Source organism: Streptomyces sp. NPDC001606 (assembly GCF_053596835.1).
In genome coordinates, this window is record NZ_JBSFHC010000006.1 from 401,291 (window position 1) to 419,388 (window position 18,098).

An 18,098-nucleotide genomic window follows, 5' to 3' on the forward strand; every position below is an offset into this window, starting at 1 on the left:
GATCCGAGTCATGATCAGATTCTTGATGGCCACGCCATCCTGGTCGGCATGAATATCCATCGACCCTCTCCATTGGAGCCCGACCGGGCGACGATGGTCGATATGGCGAACATGGTGACGCAACAGGTCGCCACGTTCCTCTCGACGGCGCACCTCCGGCCGGCGCACGACAGGACCGTTCCCGATGCCGGGGAAAAACTGACGGACTCCTTCCTGGCACGTCCCCCGGAGAACAGCACGCCCCTGGAAGCGCTCTTGGACCGGCTCGGCACGGCCGCAGAAAGCGCCATCGAAACCGCCGGACCGCGATTGATGGCGGCGTTGCCCGGTGGCGGAATATATTCGTCCGCTCTTGCCGAGTTCTTCACCAGGGCGCTGAACCGCTACGGCACCCTGGCCGCGGCGGCACCCGCCCTGACCGCCCTCGAGGAGAGTGTCCTGCGCTGGATGGCGCAGGACGTGTGCGGGCTTCCGCAGGGCAGCTCCGGCGTCCTCACCACCGGCGGCTCCATGGCCAACCTCTCCGCCCTCGTGACCGCTCGTCATGACCGGCTGGGAGAGGACATCGGGCGGGGCACCCTCTACGTCAGCGAGCAGGCGCACTACTCCGTGGCGAAGGCCGCGCGGATCGCCGGCATCCGGCAGCAGAACGTTCGCGTGATACCGGTCACCGGGAACCTGACGATGGACCTCCGTGCGGCCGCGGAACGCATACGCACCGATCGCGAGGCAGGACTGCGGCCCTTCCTGCTGGTCGCGACAGCGGGAACCACGGACACCGGGGCCATCGATCCACTGGCGGACGCCGGCGCCCTGGCCGAGCGCGAGGGTCTCTGGTTCCACGTGGACGCGGCCTACGGGGGCTTCTTCCGGCTCACCGCACGCGGCCGCGAGCGCACGGCGGGCCTCGAATCGGCGGACTCCGTGACCCTGGATCCCCACAAGGCCCTGTTCCTGCCGTTCGGCACCGGCGCGCTCGTCGTGCGGGAGCCGGCTCTTCTGCACGCCGCGCACGAAGGCTCGGCCACCGCCCTCCAGGACGTCGGCGAGTCCGACGTCCTGCCCGACTACGCCCAGCGGGGCATCGAACTGAGCCGGGAGAACCGGGGGGTGAGGGTGTGGCTCCCGCTGCACCTCCACGGACTCTCCGCCTTCCGTGACGCACTCGACGAGAAGCTCGACCTCGCGGACCACATCCACGGCACGCTGAGCACCGTCCCCCGTCTCGACGTCCCCTGGCGGCCCGAGTTGACCACCGTCGCCTTCGCGGTACGGCCCGAGGGTCCGGGGGCGACGGCACAGCGCACCGCCGACGCCGCGACCCGGCGGCTTCTGGAGAGGATCAACTCCGAGGGCGGTGCGGTGGTGCACGGCACGACCGTCGCGGAGCGGCAGCTGATCCGCCTCTGCGTGCTCGCACATCGCACGCACAAAGAACATGTGGACGACGTACTCCGTGTGATCACCGCCGCGGCCACCGACCTGTGAGCACACAGAAAGCTGGGCAACTCATGGCAACTCGGTATGCGATATTCGATGCGGCCGATCAGTCCTTCGGGGAATTCGTCTGTCACCGCTGGAGAACCGCGGCACGTGCGCTTTCCCTTCCCCTCGGCGGCGCCGGGGAGACGGAGTCAATTCTCCGCGAGGTCCTGGGCGACTGGTTCCGGACACCCGTCGGACGCGAATGTGCGATTCCCTCCTATGTCGCAGCGGACGGATTCCCGGCAGAGATCTCGGTCAACTGGTCGGGTGCCCAGCCGGAACTCCGCATCCTCTTCGACGCCGGTTTCTGCTCGTCCCGGCCCAGCGAAGCGGCCATGGAGGTCTCGCGGAAACTGGCGAGCCGGCCGGGGGGCAGTCTCGACCGCTACCTGAGCGTCGAGGACCTCTTCCTCGGTGACGCCGGCCACGAGCCGGCACCCCTCTGGCACGCGATCGCCTGGCGCCCCGGCGAGGGGCTGACCTTCAAGGCGTACTTCGGCCTCTACCGATGGGACCATCCGAGGCGCGAGGCCGTGACCGGACGGGCCATGGAACGGCTGCACATGGACTCCGCGTGGAAGAACACCACGCGGTCGCACGGATCGGTCCCCGGCGACAGGGAGCTGGAGTTCTTCGCCCTGGACCTGGCCGACAGGCCCTCGGCACGGGCCAAGATCTACTACCGCAATCACATCGTGGATCTGGACACGGTCAACGCCCTGGCCGCGACGGCGCGGACCCACGATCCGCTGCACGCCTCCAAGGTGTTCCGCATACTCTCCGGCCCGGACCGGAAGGACGCCGGGGAGGCGGCGTTGACGTGCCTGGCCTTCCGGGGCGGCGTGGACCGGGCGGACGAGGCGAGCACCTATCTGCGGATGCCGGACCTGTGCGGAGACGAACGGGACGTGGTCAGCCGGGTCCAGGCGGTGCTGGCCGAGGAGGGCGTGCCCGTCGGGCCCTATCGGGCCCTTGTCTATTCCCTCGCTCCGAGCGCACTCGATTCGTTCATCGGGCTTCAGGAACTCGTCAGCTACCGGACAGGGCGGCGGCGCGGCGATGTGACGACGTATCTGCGCTTCCCGGTCTACCCGGGCCCCTGCCCCGAGGCGGCACCTTCCGACCGGGCGGGGTGACCGCTTCCCCGAACCGGTGATCCCGCAGGCGAACACGGCGCCACGTGTGCCGTGTTCGCCGTTTGTGCTGCCTGCTTGCACGCCCGGACGGCGCCACCCCCTTGACCGGTGACGCAGCCGCTCGCCACAATGACGTCACCGGTTCAACCGGTGACGCCTGAAAGGGTGTTCCGGATCCGAGGCCGGTCGAAGACTTCGCCCCCGACAAGGAGCAGGAACCATGGCAGCCACCTACACCGCCCATGTGGACGTCGACGGAGAGGGCCGCAACGGCGGTCACGTCCGCTCCCGCGACGGCCATCTGGAGACCCGGCTCGCCGTTCCCCAGGAGTTCGGCGGCACGGGCGACGCGACCAACCCGGAGCAGTTGCTGGCCGCCGGCTGGGCCGCCTGCTTCCTCGGCGCCCTGCGCCGCGCCGCCGCCACCCGCAGGATCCGGCTCACCAGCACCGCGATCACCGCCGAGATCACCCTCACCCACGGCGACGACGGCGAGTTCTCCCTCTCGGCGGTCCTCAGCCCGGTCCTCGGCGGCGTGGACCAGGCGACCGCAGAGGAACTCGCCGACGCCGCCCACCGGATCTGTCCGTACTCCAAGGCCACGCGGGACAACATCCCCGTCACCATCAGCGCCTCCGGCATCGCGGCCTGACCGCACCCTCCTGAGCGCGGGTTCCGTGCCACTCCCCCTTCGGCACGGGCCCCCACCCACCCGGAACCAGAACGGACGAGGACATGGCGCCGACGGCCCAGCCCCGCGATCTCCCCGCCGCCCCGGCCCGGCACAGCGGCCACCCGTCCGCCGGTCACGCGGCCGGCGGGCCGGCACCCGTCCCAGCCGACCGTGACTGCCCGACCGGCACGCAGCTCTGGGTCTGGTCGGAGACCGCGGCACGGTGCGGACACGGCCCGGCGGCCGGGCACTTCGCCTGACGCGCCGGTGTCGCGCGGCGGGGCGGCCCCCGTCGGCGTGCCGGCCGACCATGCCTTCCCTCCCCCGCCGTCCGGTCCGCCCGGGCGCCCCGCACGTACCCTGCCTCCGGCACCCATCGATCACGGAAGTCCTCGCCTCAGCGGGCGAGTTGTCACACCGGACACCCGCGCCAGCCAGGAAGGAGACCACACCGCGCAGCCCCAGCAGTTCTCCGCCTCGCGGTTCCTGGAAGACGTCCGCGCCACGGCGCAGAGCATTGCAGCGCCCTACTCGGAAGCCGCCACCCGCGCGGGGATGGACGCCTACGGACCGGCGTTCGCCGAGGGCGCCGTCCTGTGGCGAGCCACCGACCGCCCCGGCGACGGGCTCAACTACCGCTTCTACGCACGCCGTCGCATCGACAGCAGTCGTGCGACTTCGACGCCGAGCACGGACTCACCAAGACATGGCTCTATCTGGGCGGCACCCGGCCCCTGGACGACTCCGCGACGACACCGATGGGCGGCGCCGAGGACGACACGGTCCTCCCGCTCGTCGTACAGACCTACCGGGCACTGTCGCAGGCGGCGCTGCCCGGCAACACCCGGGCCGGTGGACCGGCGGAGACCATCGGTGACGTGGACACACTGCTCGACCGTATGCGCGCGGAGATCGGCGAGGCCCACGCGGTGGTGATCATGCCGACCGCGGTCACGGCGTGGAGCGAGACGCCCTGTCCGTGAGGTGCCGGCTGATCAGGGTGTGTGCGAGCCGGGCCGTCTCCATCAGATCCGCTCGGGATGCGCCGAGGTTGGCTCGTACGGACAGACCGTGCCAGAGGGTCTGGACGAGGTCGGTCAGTACGGCCGGGTCGGTTCCGGCGGCGAGTTCGCCTTCCTGGAGCGCTCGTTCGAAGCGCCGCAGGAGCGCCTGCTCGTTCGCGCGGTGGAGTTCGGTGACGTAGGCGTTGATGTCGAGCGTGCTCGTGCTGTCGGTCATCACGGCGCTGGTGACGAGGCACCCGGGGTGTGTGTCGCCGGGCTGCGTGAACTCGTCGACCGAGCCGGTCAGGACGCGGTCGACGACGGCCTTGATGTCCGGCTCGGCCACGGCCTGCCGGTAGATCTCGCTGTACCGCTCGGCATAGGTCCGCACCGATTCCTCGAACAGGCCGGCCTTGCTGCCGAAGGCGGCGTAGAGGCTGGAGGTGGAGAGCCCGAGGGCCGCGGTCAGCGCGCGGGTCGAGGTGCCGGAGTAGCCCCGGCGCCAGAACAGGCGGGCGGCCTCGAGGATCACGCGGTCTCGGTCGAAGGCTCGGGGTCGTCCACGGGTGCGTTCGGTCACCCTTGCATCCTAGAGCGTTCGCTCCATAATAGGTTTATGGAGCGAACGATCCAGAAGAAGTTACCGGTCGGCGGGGGCAGTTGGGTCACCGTCGACGTGTACGGCGAGCCGGATGCGCCGGGACTCGTCCTCGTCCCGGGCGCGATGAGCGATGCGCACACCTGGCGCCATGTCGCCGGTGCCGTCGGCGCCTGGCCCTCGGTGGTGGTGGTGAACCGCAGGGGCCGCGCTCCCTCGGGGCCGTTGACCGACGCGTACACGCTGCGCACGGAGGTCGAGGACCTCGACGTGGTCCTGGACGAGTTCGACCGCACGAGCGCGCTCTTCGGCTGGAGTTACGGCGGTCTGATCGCCCTGCTCTGCGCCGACGAGCGTCCGATGCGCCATGTGATCGCCTACGAGCCGGTGATGCGGCCGTTCGGCCGCGATGCGCTGCCTGACCTGCGGGCCGCACAGGAGGCAGCGGACTGGGACCGCTGCGTCGAGATCGTCAATCGGCAGATCTCCGGCCTGTCCGCCGCGCATGTCGAGCAACTCCGGGCCGATCCCCACGGTTGGGCCGCCCTGCGCCGCCTGAGCGAACCGCTGCACGCCGAACTCGCCGCCATCAACACCGCCCCGCCTCCGGACGCACTGGCGCGGCGGGCGGAGCGCGTCGACCTGATCATCGGCCGGCACAGTCGCGGAACGGCGCCCTACGGCACCTCCTTCGACGACGTCCGGCAGCGCGTGCCGGACGCCGGGGTGCACGAACTTGCCGGCCAGGGCCACCTGGGCCACATCCAGGCTCCGGCCCTCCTCGGCCGGCTCCTCGACGACCTCGCCACGGCCGGCTGAGCGAAGCGGGGTCAGGTGGGGATGCGTACGGTCTCCGCCCAGCTCGGCGGCTGGGGTGGGGCCTGGCCCAGCAGGGCCGCGATGACGCGGCAGGGCGGGTGCTCGTCGGGCCAGGGGGTGTATCCGTCGGTGAGGACGACGACGATGCCGGGGCGGTCCGGCATCCCGAGCGCCGCTTCGATACCGACGCGCAGATCCGTGCCGCCACCGCCGCCCAGGGTGATCTGCTCGGTGGCCACCACCCGGGACACGGCGTGCACATCGGCGTCGCACGCGAGCACGGTCACCCGGTTGCCCCGTATCCCCACCTCGCGCAGCACACCCGTCACCTCCGCCAGCGCGGCGGCCAGTTCGGCCTCGCCCATGGAGCCGGAGGTGTCGATGACCACGGCCACCCGCGGCAGCGGACGGCGCAGGCTCGGCAGGACCACGCCGCGCAGCGCAGGCGTACGGCGCGAGGGGCGGCGGTAGGTGTAGTCGACGGCTCCGCCCGCCCATGCGACGGCCTCCCGGACCGCGCCGGACAGCGCCTGCCGCCAGTCCACCGTGGGTTCCAGGATCTCCTCGGCCCAGCGCTGCCAGCCCGCGGGCAGGGTGCCGCGGGTGCGCTGATGGGCGCGCATCGCCTCGGCGGTCTGCCGGCGCAGGGCCTGCGCCTCGACCTCGCCGAGCCGTGCGGGGGCGGCGGAACCGGGCAGTTCCCAGGGGGCGGGGCGGCCGTGCGCGCCCGATCCGCAGTCCGGCGTCCTCCCTTGCGGCGGCAGCCGGTCCAGGTAGGCCTCGAACAGCTCGCCCTCGGGCAGGCCGAAGAGGCGGGGTTCCATGCGTCCGTCGGGCAGCCGCAGCCCGTCGGCGAGCAGGTCGTCGTTGATCTCGCAGTCCTGCGCGACATTGACCCGGTGCCGGTCGCGCTGGGCGGCGGCGGGGAGCCGGTCCGCCCGGCCGTGGTGGTCGCGCAGCAGGTGCGCCGCCTCGTGCACCCAGACGCCCGCCAGCTCGGGCACCGGTGTCGCGTCGACGAAGGCGGGCGACACATAGCAGCGCCAGTGCCGGTCCACACCCATCGTCGGGACCTCGGCGCTCGGGACGACGGTGAGGGCGTACAGGGCCGAGGCCAGATACGGCCGGTCGCTCGCCGCCCGGTACCGCGCGGCGAGGAGCTTGGTCATGTCCAGCGCGCGGCGAGCGTCCTGCGCGCGGCGGGCCTCCTGCGCGGCAGCCGGGGCACAGCCCCCATCCCCCGCAGCACCCGGCGTACTGTCGGCGCCCTCGCGGTCCTCCGTCATCCTTCTTCGCCTCACCGGCCGGTGCCGGGCAGCGCGCCGGACAGCTGGAGGAGGTTCAGGAAGGCGTCGATGCCGGGCGGTACGGGCCAGTCGAGGTGGCGCATGGCCGCCAGGTCGGTGGCGGCGCGGGCGGCCACGTCGGGTACGCCCGCGTCCACGGCCTTCGCCAGCACCGCCCAGCCGGCCTCCCAGCGGGGCCGGGTGAGGTCGCCCTGGATGGCGGCGACCACCGCGATGAGGAAGGCCAGTTGCCGGTCGCCGCGGTCGGGCAGGGCGAAGGCGTCCGGATCGGCGAGGACCCGGTCGGGGTCGGGCAGATCGAGGTGTTCGAGATAGGACAGCAGCTCGATGCCGGCCCCGTCCCCGACGGCGCCGGTGAGCGCGGCGGCCAGTGCCTCCCGGCCGGCGCCGGCCGCGTACCCGGTGGCGAGCAGCTTGAGCGCCATCTCCCAGGTGCGCGGGGAGGGCCAGGCGCGGCCACGGCTCTCGGCGTCCCCGGGGATGTGGTGGACCAGGCCGGGCCGGGCCGTGAGAAAGCCGGAGATGGCGCCGCGCGCCCGGGCGACCGCACCGGGCACCCGGGCGGCGTCGACGACGGGCACGGCCACCTCGGGCCAGGTGCCGGCCAGGCCGCGGGCGACCGTCCGGGGGTCGTGGGTCCACTGGAGGTGGACGAACCGGTTGGCGAGCGGCGGGCTGAGATGCCAGCCGTCCGCGGCGCTGGACGGCGGGTTGGCGGCGGCGACGATCCGTACCGCCTCCGGCAGCACCAGGCTGCCGACCCGGCGTTCGAGCACCACCCGCAGCAGTGCCGCCTGCACGGCCGGCGGGGCGGAGGACAGTTCGTCGAAGAAGAGCAGGCCCTGTCCGGCCCGGGCGAGGCGGACCGCCCAGTCCGGCGGGGCCATCGGCACGCCGGTCACGGCCGGGTCGTCGCCCACGATGGGCAGTCCGGCGAAGTCGGACGGCTCGTGCACGCTGGCGATGACCGTCTCCAGCGGCAGGCCGAGTCCGGCCGCGAGCTGGTCCAGGGCGGCCGACTTGCCGATGCCCGGCTCTCCCCACAGCAAGACGGGCTGATTGGCCGTCACGGCGAGGGCGAGCGCCTCCAGCTGCGGATTCGCGGCGGGCTCGGTCCGTCGTACCCGAAGTCTGCGGTTGAGGTCGTCCGCGGCCGCCAGCGGGCCCGGGGACCCGACGGCGGTGGCGGTGCGGTCGGTGGTCACAGGGACAGCCCTTCCTCGTCGTCGGGGTCGTCCCCGTCGGACTCCTCCTGGTCCTCCCACCACTCGTCCCACCAGTCGCCGCCGAGGCCGGGGTGTTCGGACTCCACGCGTTCCCGCAGGAAGGCCAGGTCGCGGCGCTTGTAGCGGCGGACGAGATGGGCGAGGGACAGCTCGTCCTGGTCGATCACGTCGAGCCGCGCCCCGGCGGCGACGAGCGCCTCCACCAGCGCCTTCGAGCCGAGGTCGTTGACCGCCGTGAACAGCGGTGTGCGCTCGCGCCGGTCGCGGGCCTCGAGGTCGACTCCGGCCGCCAGCAGCCGTGGCAGCAGCTCCTCGTGGTCGAGGAGGTTCAGGACGTGCAGCAGGGTGCGCCCGTTGGCGTCCCGGACCCGGGGGTCGACACCCGCGTCCAGCAGTTCCAGCACGCCGGGGGTGTCACCGTGCTGGGCCCGCTGGAACAGCTCCTGGCGTTGCGCCCGCAGCGCCTTCGGCAGGCGGCCCGCTCCGGAGGTCCAGGTCTGCTCGACCGCGAAGCATCCGGCGACGGCGCCGCCGAAGGCGCGCAGGGCTCGTTCGCGCTGCTGTTCCTCGTCGGTGTGCGGCATCCGGAGCAGGCCGCCGGGCCGGAAGGCCACCTCGTGCCACTCGCCGCGGCAGCGGACCCGTACGGGTGCGGGGGCCGTCGGCCCGGGCGGGCCGGCCTCGCCCGGCGCCACCTTCAGGGCCGGGAACAGCGCCTCGCGGACGAGGGGATGCAGGTGCTCCGGCGCGACGCCGCCGAGGCACAGCAGGTCGAGGTCGGGGAGTCTGCGCCACAGGGCCTCGGCGAGGATGGGCAGGTCCTTGACGTGGTCCCGGTCGACGATGCGCACGCGCAGCCCGCCGGCGTCCGCGGGCTCCAGCAGGGCGTACTCCCGCCAGTTGGCGGCGATCAGGAAGGCGTCGGCGACCCCCGCGGCCGCCTGCCGGTGCACCTCCGGCGCGAGTCGGGTGTGGTTGATCGCGAGCCCGGCCAGGATGCGCTCCGGGTCCGCCTGGAACCGGCGCCGGCTGGGCGGCGGTGTCAGGTCCAGCTCGATGCCGGCGGCCGCGAAGGCGGCCGCCGTCTCACCCCGGTGCTGGAGCAGAGCGGCCCATTCGGTGCGCGCCGCCGGGTCGGTGTCGCCGGGGTCGGCTGCCGGCAGGTCACCGGGGCCGAGCGGGGTGGCGTCGGCGTGGAAGAACGGCGGCCGGTGCGGGCCGCCGCCGCACCGTTCCCTCAGTTCGGCGGCGTGCCGTGCGTCCCACAGGTGCCGTGCGTGGCGCCAGTCCTCGGTGCGCCGCCCGAAGACGCCGGCGGCCTGCTCGGTCGCGACCCTGCCGAACCGCAGCGCGATCCGCTGCGGCCCCTCGGTCATCGGTGGCGTGGTGACGTAGAGGTACGGCGTGCTCCGGGCGCCCTCGTCCGGCGCCTTCGGGAGGTAGCGCGCGAGGACGACCGTGACGCATGTGTCGAGTGTGCTCCGTCCGCCGAGCAGCCGGGGCAGGTGCCAGCGCAGCAGGTCGGGGGCGAGGTGGCAAAGGTCGTCCTCGAGCGCCGCGGCGACCTCGGCACCGCAGCGGGCGGCGACGGCGCGGAGGTCGACGGCGACGTCGACCCGGGCCGCCGCGCAGGCGGCCCGCCAGTCACCGGCCAGCCGGGCGGCGGTCGCGTGTTCGATCATCCAGCGGGGCACCGCGTACCGGCGGACCCGGCTCCGGCTCGCCGCCTCCCCGGCGGGGAGCGAGGGGAACTCGCCAGGGGCGCTCACCGGTAGACACTTCCTATCGCGCGCAGGTCGGGATGCGCCCCGCCGACCGGCCGCAGCCGCCGGGTGAGGGACCGCTTGACCTTGCGGGGCAGGCCGGGCCCCAGACCGACGTACTCCAGGGGCGAGTTGTCGTCCACCGCCGCCAGCAGGGTCTTCGCGCCCCGGCCGGTCAGGCCGGTGTGGCGCAGCTCCAGCCGGCGCAGCGGGCTGCCCGGCAGGGCGGCGGCCAGGGCGTGGGCGCCGTCGTCGCCGGTGGTGTTGGCGGGGGCGCCGAGGCTGCGCTCCGACAGCGGCCGGCCGAGGTCGAGTGCCTCGATGCCGTCCAGCGAGCCGGCGAGGGCGCGGGCGCCGGCGGGGCCGATCCCGTTGCCGCCCAGGCCGAGGCGGACCGGGCGGGCGGGGTCGGCCGCGGCGGCGAGGATCGCGGCGCCCTCGTCGCCGAGGTGGTTGGCGGGCAGGTACAGCTCGCGCACCCCCGCGTCCCGGATGAGTGCCGCCAGCAGCGGGGCGGCGGCCGCGGTCAGGCCGTTGCCGCCGAGGAAGAGGCGTTCCACCGGGCTCGGCCGGCCGGTGAGGGCGTCGCACAGGGCCCGCAGACCGTCGAGGGTCAGGCCGGTGTTGACCAGGTCGAGGGTGCGCAGGGCGGTGTTGCGGCGGAGCATCGCGGCGAGCGTGCGGGCGCCGTCCTCGCCCAGCGGGTTGCGCTTGAGCCACAGGGCGCGGACGGTGCCGTCCGTCGTCAGCGCGTCGGCGAGCGCGCCGACGCCCGGGCGGCCGATGCGGTTGCAGCCGAGGTAGAGGGTGTGCAGACCGTGGCCTTCGGTCAGCGCGCCGGCGACCGTGCGGGCGCCGTCGTCCCCGATGGCGTTGGTGCCGAGCAGGAGGTGCACGGCGTGCGGGGAGGCGGTGGCGACGGGCATCAGCCGGGCGGCGCCGCCGGGTCCGAGGCCCTGCTTGCACAGGTCGACCCGGCCGTCCGCGCGGACCGTGCCGAGCGGGAAGGTCTCGTCGGTCTCGACCGCCGGCGCGGCCCGCAGCCGGTCGAGCAGCGGCTCCAGGGCGGCGGGGTCGCTGACCGGGATGTCCGGGTGCTCGATCGCGGGGCAGCGTACGGGTGTCGGCTGCGTCATCACCACTCCACCGGTCCATCGCCGGTGCCCGGCTCGCCGAGGGCGGCATCGCCCTCCGCCCGCCCAGGACGAACCGACGCCAATCGACTTTCCTCCACGACAAGGGCGGCAAGGCTGGTCGGATTCGAACCGACGTCCTCCAGCTCGATGCGTGGGCGCGACGACCTCTGCGCTACAGCCTTGCCGCGGTGATCATAGCGACTTTCGGCCGCGCGTTCGACGGCGGATGGCTCAGGGCGCCCCTGACGATCGCTCAGGGGCGCCCCTGAGGGTGAACAGGCCGGTGACGGCCGCCGCGGGTGGGCGCGGGTGCGTCAGGGGGACCCGGGCGGGAAGATGCTGCGGTCCCGTGCGGTGCCCTGCTGGCCGCCGTTGAAGATGACGTGCCGGGCCGGGGAAGCGCCGGACAGGGCCCAGATGCCGACTCCGCACGCGATGACGACCATGACCAGCACGATCGCCACGGTGAGCGCGCGGCGCCGCAGGTCCCGGCGGCGCCACTGCCGGCGCGCCCGGTGGTAGGCGTCGGGTGACTCCTGGACGGTGTCCGCGAGCCCGGCGAGAGCCGACCGCAACCGTTCCTCCGTACCTCCGTTCACGCCTCGGCTCCCTTCAGGATGCTGCTGAGTTTCGCCATGCCTCTGGATGCGTGGGATTTCACGGCGCCCTGGGAGATGCCCATGGTCCGGGCGATCTCCGCTTCGCTCAGATCCAGCCAGTATCGCAGCACGAGCACCTGGTGCTGCCGGGCCGGCAGGGCGCGCAACGCGCTGACCACGTGCCGGTGTTCGTCGCGGAGTAACGCGTGCTGCTCGGCCGAGTCCTCGGTGAACTCCACGTTCTGCTGGGCGTGCCGGCGCACCACGCGCAGATGGCGGAAACGCATCCGGGTCAGGTTGAGGATCACCCCGCGCAGATAGCCGACGGCGGCCTCCTTGTCCCGTATCCGTCCCCAGCGGCGCTGGAGTTGGTAGAAGGCCTCGGCCACCACGTCCTCCGCGTCGGGCCCGGCGCCGAGCAGGACGGCCAGGCGGAGCAGACCGGCGTGGTGGGTCTCGAACAGGGCGGCGACGGCGGTGTCCCGGTCGGTGTCCGGGGCGGTGTCCGGCGCGACCGCGGCGGTGTGCTCGGCCACTACCGTCGTCTCCTCCGCTTCCCCGCGGTGACCGGCACGGGTGAGTGGTGGGGTGGGGTTCATCCGGTACTCCTCCTGTTCACTGCGGCTCGATGGGTCAGTCGATGCGGAAGGCGAAGCGGGAGCCGCGCCGCGCCACGGGGTCGCCGGGTGCGAGCGCGGCGGGGCCGCGGACCACGCCCAGGCGGTCCAGGACCGGGGTGAGGAGCACGGCCACGGCCAGGTTGAGGGCGAGTGCGACCAGGGCGGTGTAGAGCGAGATCCGTCCGGTTCCGGAGCCGAGGGTCACCACGGAGTCGAAGCCGTGCACGACGGTCAGCAGGGTGCCGCTCGCCATGCCGGCCGCCCAGCCGGCCAGCAGGGCCCGGTGGTGGAACCAGCGGGTGTAGGGCGCGCATCCGACGGCGGGGACCGTCTGGATGATCCAGACGCCGCCCAGCAGATGCAGGTTGACCGCGTCCTGCGGTTGCAGCAGCAGCGCGAAGACGAGGGCGCCCAGGACGACGGCGGTGGCGGCGAAGCGGGCGATGCGCACCTCGTGCTTGGGGGTCGCCGTCGGGTTGAAGTACTCGGTGTAGACGTTGCGGGTGACCAGCATGGCCAGGGAGACGGCCATGACGGCGCCGGGCAGCAGGGCGGCGACGGCGAGGCCGCCGAGGAGGAGTCCGGCCAGCCAGGGTTCGGCCAGCCGGCGCAGCAGCTCCGGCGCGGCGAGTTCGGCGTGGCCGGGCGGGGTGGTCACGCCGAGGGCGAGCGCGGCGAAGCCCAGGTAGGCGAAGAGGCCGAGGGCGAAGGTCCACATGGGCAGGGCGAGGACCGCCCGCCGGACGGTGTCCGCTCCGCGGGCGGCCAGGGCGACGGTGAGCACCTGGGGGTACATCAGCTGGGCGAGCACGCTGCCGACGGCGAGCGTGACATAGGCGGTACGGGTTCCCACGGGCGGCACCAGGCTCATCCCGTGGCCGGCCAGGCGCCGTCCGGCCTCCTCGAAGACCCGTCCGGCGCCCGCGCCGCCGTGCACCACCAGCGCCAGCGAGACGACCAGCAGCACGGTCATGAGGGCCGCCTTGAACCCGGCGACGCGCACGCACACCCGCAGGCCGCGTGGCAGCAGGGCGGCGGTCACCAGGGCGAACAGGAGCACGATCCCCAGCATCACACGGGGGTCGGCCAGGTCGACGCCCATCGCCCGCAACGCGGCTGCCAGGCCGACGACTTGGAGCGCCAGATACGGCATGGTGGCCAGCAGCCCGGACAGCACCACCGCCAGGGACAGGGCGTGCGAGCCGTACCGGGCGAGGGCGAAGTCCGCGGGGGTGACCAGGTCGTACCGGCGTGCCATGGCGTGCAGGCGCGGCAGCACGAAGAGGGCGGCGGGGGTGAGCAGCAGGGTGTAGGTGAGGGCGTAGAGCCCGAACCCGCCGGTGGCGTACGTCAGTCCGGGCACCGCGACGACCGTGTACGCCGTGTACACCGTGCCGCCGAGGAGTACCGCCGTGGCGCCGAGGCCCAGGCCGCGCCGGGCCAGGGCCCAGCCGGCCGGGTCGGGCAGCTCCTCGTGGTCCCGGCGGCGGGAGAGCGCCCGTGCCGCGATCGCGACGCCCGTCACCACCAAGGCGAAGAAGGGGAACGGACTGCCACTCAGAGACGCCATGGCGGCTGACGCTAGGGGTTCCCTGCACCCGGCGCAAGCGGCTCCGGAATTGGATTTCCGCATAGCGGACATCGAGCGGCATCCTCAGGGGAGGACCACCACGTGGGCGGCCGAGGAGAGTCCGGCCCCGAAGCCCACCAGCAGCGCGGTGTCCCCGGGCCGTACCGCCTCCCGGGAACGCAGCGCCTCCAGGGCCAGCGGGATCGAGGCGGCCGAGGTGTTGCCCATCTCCTCCACATCCTTCGCCACCACGGTGCCCGGGCCGAGGCCCAGGGCCCGCGCGGCGGAGTCCACGATGCGCGCGTCCGCCTGCTGCGGCACGAACGCGGCCAGGTCCGCCGGCTCGACGCCCGCCGCCCGCAGGGCCTTTCGCCCGGCGTCGGGCACGATCCGGGTCGCCCAGCGGAAGACCTCGGGACCCGCCATCCGCATCACCGGCCAGCTCCCCGTCTCCCGGCCCTCGAGCCAGCTGCGCTCATGGGCCCGGTCCCCCGAGCCGTCGGCCGCCCACACCGTCGGTCCGATACGGGGCTCGGCGGCCGGGCCGACCACGACCGCGCCCGCCCCTCCCCGAAGAGGAACGCCGTGGACCGGTCCGCCGGGTCGATCAGATCGCTCGTCGTCGGGCGCGTGGGGGAGGTCCGCCGCGGACCGCGCGGGGAGTCCGTGCTCACGCCCCCACCATGTGGGTGCCGCCGTCGACGTGGACGATCTCGCCGGTGGTCTGCGGGAACCAGTCCGACAGCAGGGCGACCACCCCGCGGGCGGCCGGCTCGGGATCCTCCAGGTCCCAGCCGAGCGTCGCGCGCGAGGTGCTCGCCTCGGCCAGTTCCGTGAAGCCGGGGATGGACTTGGCGGCCATGGAGCGGATCGGGCCCGCCGAGACGAGGTTGCAGCGGATGCCCCGGCCGCCCAGATAGCGGGCCAGATAGCGGTTGACGGCCTCCAGCGCCGCCTTGCTGACGCCCATCCAGTCGTAGTGCGGCCACGCCTGACGGGCGTCGAAGTCCATGCCGACGACCGCTCCTCCGCGGCGCTCCAGCAGCGGCAGCACCGCGACGGTCAGGGCCTTGAGCGAGTACGCCGACACCTCCAGCGAGGTGGCGACCGAACTCCAGCCGGTGTTCAGGAAGTTGCCGCCCAGCGCGTCCTGCGGGGCGAAGGCGATGGAGTGCACCACGCCGTCCAGCGCCGGTTCCTCGCCGAGGTGCTCGGCGACCCGGTCGGCGAGGGTGTCCAGGTGCTCCTGGTTCTGCACGTCCAGGTCGACGACGGGCGCGGGCTCGGGCAGCCGCTTGGCGGTCAGCTCGACGAGGCTGCGCCGCCCGAAGGCGGTCAGGACGACCCGCGCGCCCTCCCGCTGGGCGAGCCGGGCCGCGTGGAAGGCGATCGACTTCTCGCTGAGCACCCCCGTGACCAGGATGTTCTTGCCGTGGAGTATTCCGCTCATGTCCTTAACGGTCCTTGCTCGGTACGCCGTCGACGGCTGCGACGGCCAGGGATACGGGGGTCTGGCGGGACGCGGGCGCGGTGTCCCGCACGAGGCCCGCCAGGAAGCTGCCGATGATGCGCGGGCCGTGCCGGGTGAGCACGGACTCCGCGTGGAACTGCATCGAGGCGAAGCGTTCCGCGCGCAGCGCGTGCACCTCGCCGGTGCTCGGGTCCCGGCTGACCTCCACCCGGGCGCCGTACGGCCCGTCGATGACATCGCGGGTGCTGCGGGCCGCGAAGGTGTTGTAGAAGCCGACGTGTTCCCGGCGGCCGAAGAGGTCGATCTCCCGCTGCACGCCCTGGTTGGGCACCGCCCTGCGGATCAACTCGAGGCCGAGCGCCCGGCCGAGCACCTGGTGGCTGAGGCAGACGGCGAGGAACGGCCGTCCGGTGCCGAGGAGTTCCCGGACGGCGCCGTCCAGGTGGGCGATCTTCGGATCGGCCGTGGCGCGTGGATCGCCGGGGCCGGGTCCCATGACGACGAGGTCGTGCTCGTCGAAGGCGTACGGCTGGTCGAAGCGCCGTACGGTCACCTCCAGGCCCAGCGACCGCAGCTGCTTCTCGATCATCGAGGTGAACGTGTCCTCGGCGTCGACCACCAGCACCCGCCGGCCGCCGAGCAGGGCGCCCTCGGCGGCCGGCTCCGCGCGGCCGGCCAGCCAGAACCCGCCGAGCGGGTCGTTGCGCCGGAGCAGCGCCGAGCGGACCTGCGGGTGGTCCCGGAAGCCCGTCGGTGCGGCGTCCCGCAGCGCGGCGACCAGACCGGCCGCCTTGGCCCGGGTCTCGGCCACCTCGGAGGCCGGATCGGAGTGGCGTACGAGGGTGGCGCCGACGCCGATGGCGAGCCGCCCGGTGCGGTCGATGTCGGCGGTCCGGATGAGGATCGCGGAGTCCAGGGTGCGGGCGCCCCGCGCGTCCCGGCCGATCAGCGCGGCGACGCCGCTGTAGTAGCCGCGGCCGCCGGGCTCGTACCGGGCGATCACCCGGCAGGCGCTCTCCAGCGGACTGCCGGTGACGGTGGGGGCGAACAGCGTCTCGCGCAGGATCTCCTGGGGGGCGCGGGTCGTACGCCCCTCGATGAAGTACTCGGTGTGCGCGAGCCGGGACATCTCCTTGAGGTAGGGGCCGACGACGCGCACCTGGTCCGGGCAGACCCGGCTCATCATCTTGAGTTCCTCGTCGACGACCATGTACAGCTCGTCGGCCTCCTTGCGGTCGGCGAGGAAGTCCAGGACGCCGGAGAGGGTGGGTCCGCCCGCCGGATAGCGGTAGGTGCCGCTGATGGGGTTCATCACGGCGGTGCCGTCGCGCAGGCTCACATGCCGCTCCGGCGAGGCGCCGACGAAGGTGCGCTCACCGGTGTGGATCAGGAAGGTCCAGTACGCGGCCGACTCGCGCTCGAGCAGCCGCCGGAACAGGGTCAGCGCGTCGGCCACGCCGTAGTCGGCGATCTCGGCGACGAACGACCGCTTGATGACGAAGTTGGCGCCCTGGCCGGTGCCGATCTCGTCCGCGACGACCCGGCTCACGATGTCGGCGTACTCGTCGTCGGACACGTCGAAGTCCCCGCCGGACAGCCGGATCCCCCGGTCGGGGACGCGGGTGAGGACGTCGGCGAGCGGTACGGCCGCCTGCTCGCGCACCTCCAGCGCGATGAGCGGCGCCCCGTCGTCGGCGCAGGCGTAGCCCCGCTCGGCGACCTGCCGGAAGGGCACGACGGTGAGCAGTTCGTGGTGGGCTCCGGGCTGCCGGGGCGTCGTGGGCAGCGGCAGTGCGGCGAGCGTGCCGGGGGTGGACACCTCGCCGAGGAGCACGTCCACGACGCCGGGGCCGGCCGAGCCGGGACGGTGCAGCAGCGCGAAGGGTCCGGGCTCGGGCGACAGGACGCGGCCGAGCGGATCGGCCGGGGGCACACCGGTCATCCGAGGACCTCCTTGGTGGTGGTGACGACGGCGCAGGTGCGGGCCGCGTATTCCAGGGCCATGCGGTGGTCGGCGGCGCTGAAGTCCGCGACGGCGTCGGCCACGAGGAAGGTCTCGATGTCGTGGGTGTAGGCCTCCACGGCGCTCATCAGGACCCCCACGTGCGCGTACACACCGCAGACGATCAGCTGGTCGCGTCCGGCCCCGCGCATCCGCTGCAACAGGTCGGACTTGAAGAAGGCGCTGTAGCGCCACTTGGTGAACACCCAGTCGCCGCCGGCCGGGGCCAGCGGTTCGACGATCTCCCGGTCGGCCGGGCTGACCTGCATGCCCGGCCCCCAGAAGTCGTTGAGCAGTCCGCGCTCCTCGGGGGTCATCCCGCCGGGCTGCGCGGTGTAGGCGACGGGCATGCCGGCCCGGGCGCAGTGGTCGCGCAACGCGGCGGCGTTGCGGACCAGTTCGGCGCGGAGCGGGTCGGGCAGCGGGCGCAGGAAGTACCGCTGCATGTCGTGCACGAGGAGCACGGCGCGGGCGGGGTCGACCGTCCAGCGCGGGATACGGGCGGGCAGCTCGCCGCTGGTCGGCATCGGGTAGGGCGCGATGGGCGGGATGCCTGGCATGGCGGTCCTCTCGGAGGGCGGGCGGGGAGCGGGGCGCTAGGGCCTCTCTTTCGGATCTTGCCGGCGTCGCGGGCTCTGGCACGCACATCTGCGGCGTTGTCGTCCCTCGCCGACGCTCCGCGTCGACTC

At 73.4% G+C, this 18,098-nt stretch carries 17 protein-coding genes and 2 pseudogenes; 6 read left to right on the forward strand and 13 right to left on the reverse strand.

The window, feature by feature from the left end; genetic code table 11:
• The first annotated feature begins 48 nt into the window (after positions 1 to 48).
• From ACWCV9_RS15160 to ACWCV9_RS15180, 5 genes and pseudogenes are all read left to right on the forward strand, one after another.
• A complete protein-coding gene (locus tag ACWCV9_RS15160) occupies positions 49 to 1,488 on the forward strand; it encodes a pyridoxal phosphate-dependent decarboxylase family protein (RefSeq protein ID WP_450786858.1) in 1,440 nt (479 codons plus the stop codon).
• Between the two features lie 332 nt (positions 1,489 to 1,820).
• The gene (locus ACWCV9_RS15165; RefSeq protein ID WP_450786860.1) at positions 1,821 to 2,621 is read left to right on the forward strand and encodes a hypothetical protein; all 801 of its coding nucleotides are present in this window, start codon (positions 1,821 to 1,823) and stop codon (positions 2,619 to 2,621) included.
• Between the two features lie 220 nt (positions 2,622 to 2,841).
• Complete coding sequence (locus tag ACWCV9_RS15170) at positions 2,842 to 3,273, forward strand: Ohr family peroxiredoxin (RefSeq protein WP_450786862.1); 432 nt, start codon at positions 2,842 to 2,844, stop codon at positions 3,271 to 3,273.
• 318 nt (positions 3,274 to 3,591) lie between these two features.
• Positions 3,592 to 4,034, forward strand: a pseudogene (locus ACWCV9_RS15175) (aromatic prenyltransferase); the annotation flags it as partial.
• A gap of 18 nt (positions 4,035 to 4,052) precedes the next feature.
• On the forward strand, positions 4,053 to 4,277 hold the full coding sequence (locus tag ACWCV9_RS15180) for a hypothetical protein (RefSeq protein WP_450786914.1): 225 nt from the start codon (positions 4,053 to 4,055) through the stop codon (positions 4,275 to 4,277).
• Here the strand turns inward: ACWCV9_RS15180 and ACWCV9_RS15185 are convergent.
• A complete protein-coding gene (locus tag ACWCV9_RS15185) occupies positions 4,246 to 4,878 on the reverse strand; it encodes a TetR/AcrR family transcriptional regulator (RefSeq protein ID WP_450786864.1) in 633 nt (210 codons plus the stop codon). The genes ACWCV9_RS15180 and ACWCV9_RS15185 overlap by 32 nt on opposite strands.
• Positions 4,879 to 4,914: 36 nt before the next feature.
• Between ACWCV9_RS15185 and ACWCV9_RS15190 the strand changes: the two genes are divergently transcribed.
• Positions 4,915 to 5,715 carry an alpha/beta fold hydrolase gene (locus ACWCV9_RS15190; protein WP_450786866.1) on the forward strand — a complete coding sequence of 267 codons (801 nt, stop codon included), beginning with the start codon at positions 4,915 to 4,917 and terminating at the stop codon, positions 5,713 to 5,715.
• Positions 5,716 to 5,726: 11 nt separating this feature from the next.
• Here ACWCV9_RS15190 and ACWCV9_RS15195 read toward each other — a convergent pair whose 3' ends face one another.
• The 12 genes and pseudogenes from ACWCV9_RS15195 to ACWCV9_RS15250 all read right to left on the reverse strand — a co-directional run bounded on the left by ACWCV9_RS15195 (position 5,727) and on the right by ACWCV9_RS15250 (position 17,969).
• Positions 5,727 to 6,884 carry a vWA domain-containing protein gene (locus ACWCV9_RS15195; protein ID WP_450786910.1) on the reverse strand — a complete coding sequence of 386 codons (1,158 nt, stop codon included), beginning with the start codon at positions 6,882 to 6,884 and terminating at the stop codon, positions 5,727 to 5,729.
• A gap of 128 nt (positions 6,885 to 7,012) precedes the next feature.
• A complete protein-coding gene (locus tag ACWCV9_RS15200; RefSeq protein WP_450786868.1) occupies positions 7,013 to 8,227 on the reverse strand; it encodes an AAA family ATPase in 1,215 nt (404 codons plus the stop codon).
• The gene (locus tag ACWCV9_RS15205) at positions 8,224 to 10,017 is read right to left on the reverse strand and encodes an ankyrin repeat domain-containing protein (RefSeq protein WP_450786870.1); all 1,794 of its coding nucleotides are present in this window, start codon (positions 10,015 to 10,017) and stop codon (positions 8,224 to 8,226) included. The genes ACWCV9_RS15200 and ACWCV9_RS15205 overlap by 4 nt, the downstream gene beginning before the upstream one ends.
• Positions 10,014 to 11,147, reverse strand: coding sequence for a gala protein (locus tag ACWCV9_RS15210; protein WP_450786872.1), 1,134 nt, complete (start codon positions 11,145 to 11,147; stop codon positions 10,014 to 10,016). The genes ACWCV9_RS15205 and ACWCV9_RS15210 overlap by 4 nt, the downstream gene beginning before the upstream one ends.
• A gap of 109 nt (positions 11,148 to 11,256) precedes the next feature.
• Positions 11,257 to 11,329, reverse strand: a pseudogene (locus ACWCV9_RS15215).
• 132 nt (positions 11,330 to 11,461) lie between these two features.
• Complete coding sequence (locus ACWCV9_RS15220) at positions 11,462 to 11,746, reverse strand: hypothetical protein (protein WP_450786874.1); 285 nt, start codon at positions 11,744 to 11,746, stop codon at positions 11,462 to 11,464.
• Positions 11,743 to 12,282, reverse strand: coding sequence for a SigE family RNA polymerase sigma factor (locus ACWCV9_RS15225; protein ID WP_450786876.1), 540 nt, complete (start codon positions 12,280 to 12,282; stop codon positions 11,743 to 11,745). Before ACWCV9_RS15225 ends, ACWCV9_RS15220 begins: the two co-directional genes overlap by 4 nt.
• Positions 12,283 to 12,379: 97 nt before the next feature.
• Positions 12,380 to 13,936, reverse strand: a complete 1,557-nt coding sequence (locus ACWCV9_RS15230) for a sodium:solute symporter family protein (protein WP_450786878.1) — start codon at positions 13,934 to 13,936, stop codon at positions 12,380 to 12,382.
• Between the two features lie 84 nt (positions 13,937 to 14,020).
• A complete protein-coding gene (locus tag ACWCV9_RS15235; RefSeq protein WP_450786880.1) occupies positions 14,021 to 14,488 on the reverse strand; it encodes a 3-oxoacyl-[acyl-carrier-protein] synthase III C-terminal domain-containing protein in 468 nt (155 codons plus the stop codon).
• Between the two features lie 118 nt (positions 14,489 to 14,606).
• Positions 14,607 to 15,386, reverse strand: a complete 780-nt coding sequence (gene fabI, locus ACWCV9_RS15240) for an enoyl-ACP reductase FabI (RefSeq protein ID WP_450786882.1) — start codon at positions 15,384 to 15,386, stop codon at positions 14,607 to 14,609.
• Between the two features lie 4 nt (positions 15,387 to 15,390).
• On the reverse strand, positions 15,391 to 17,349 hold the full coding sequence (locus tag ACWCV9_RS15245; RefSeq protein ID WP_450786884.1) for an anthranilate synthase family protein: 1,959 nt from the start codon (positions 17,347 to 17,349) through the stop codon (positions 15,391 to 15,393).
• Entirely contained in the window at positions 17,346 to 17,969 is a 624-nt protein-coding gene (locus ACWCV9_RS15250) for an isochorismatase family protein (RefSeq protein WP_450786886.1), read from the reverse strand. Before ACWCV9_RS15250 ends, ACWCV9_RS15245 begins: the two co-directional genes overlap by 4 nt.
• Between the last annotated feature and the right edge of the window lie 129 nt (positions 17,970 to 18,098).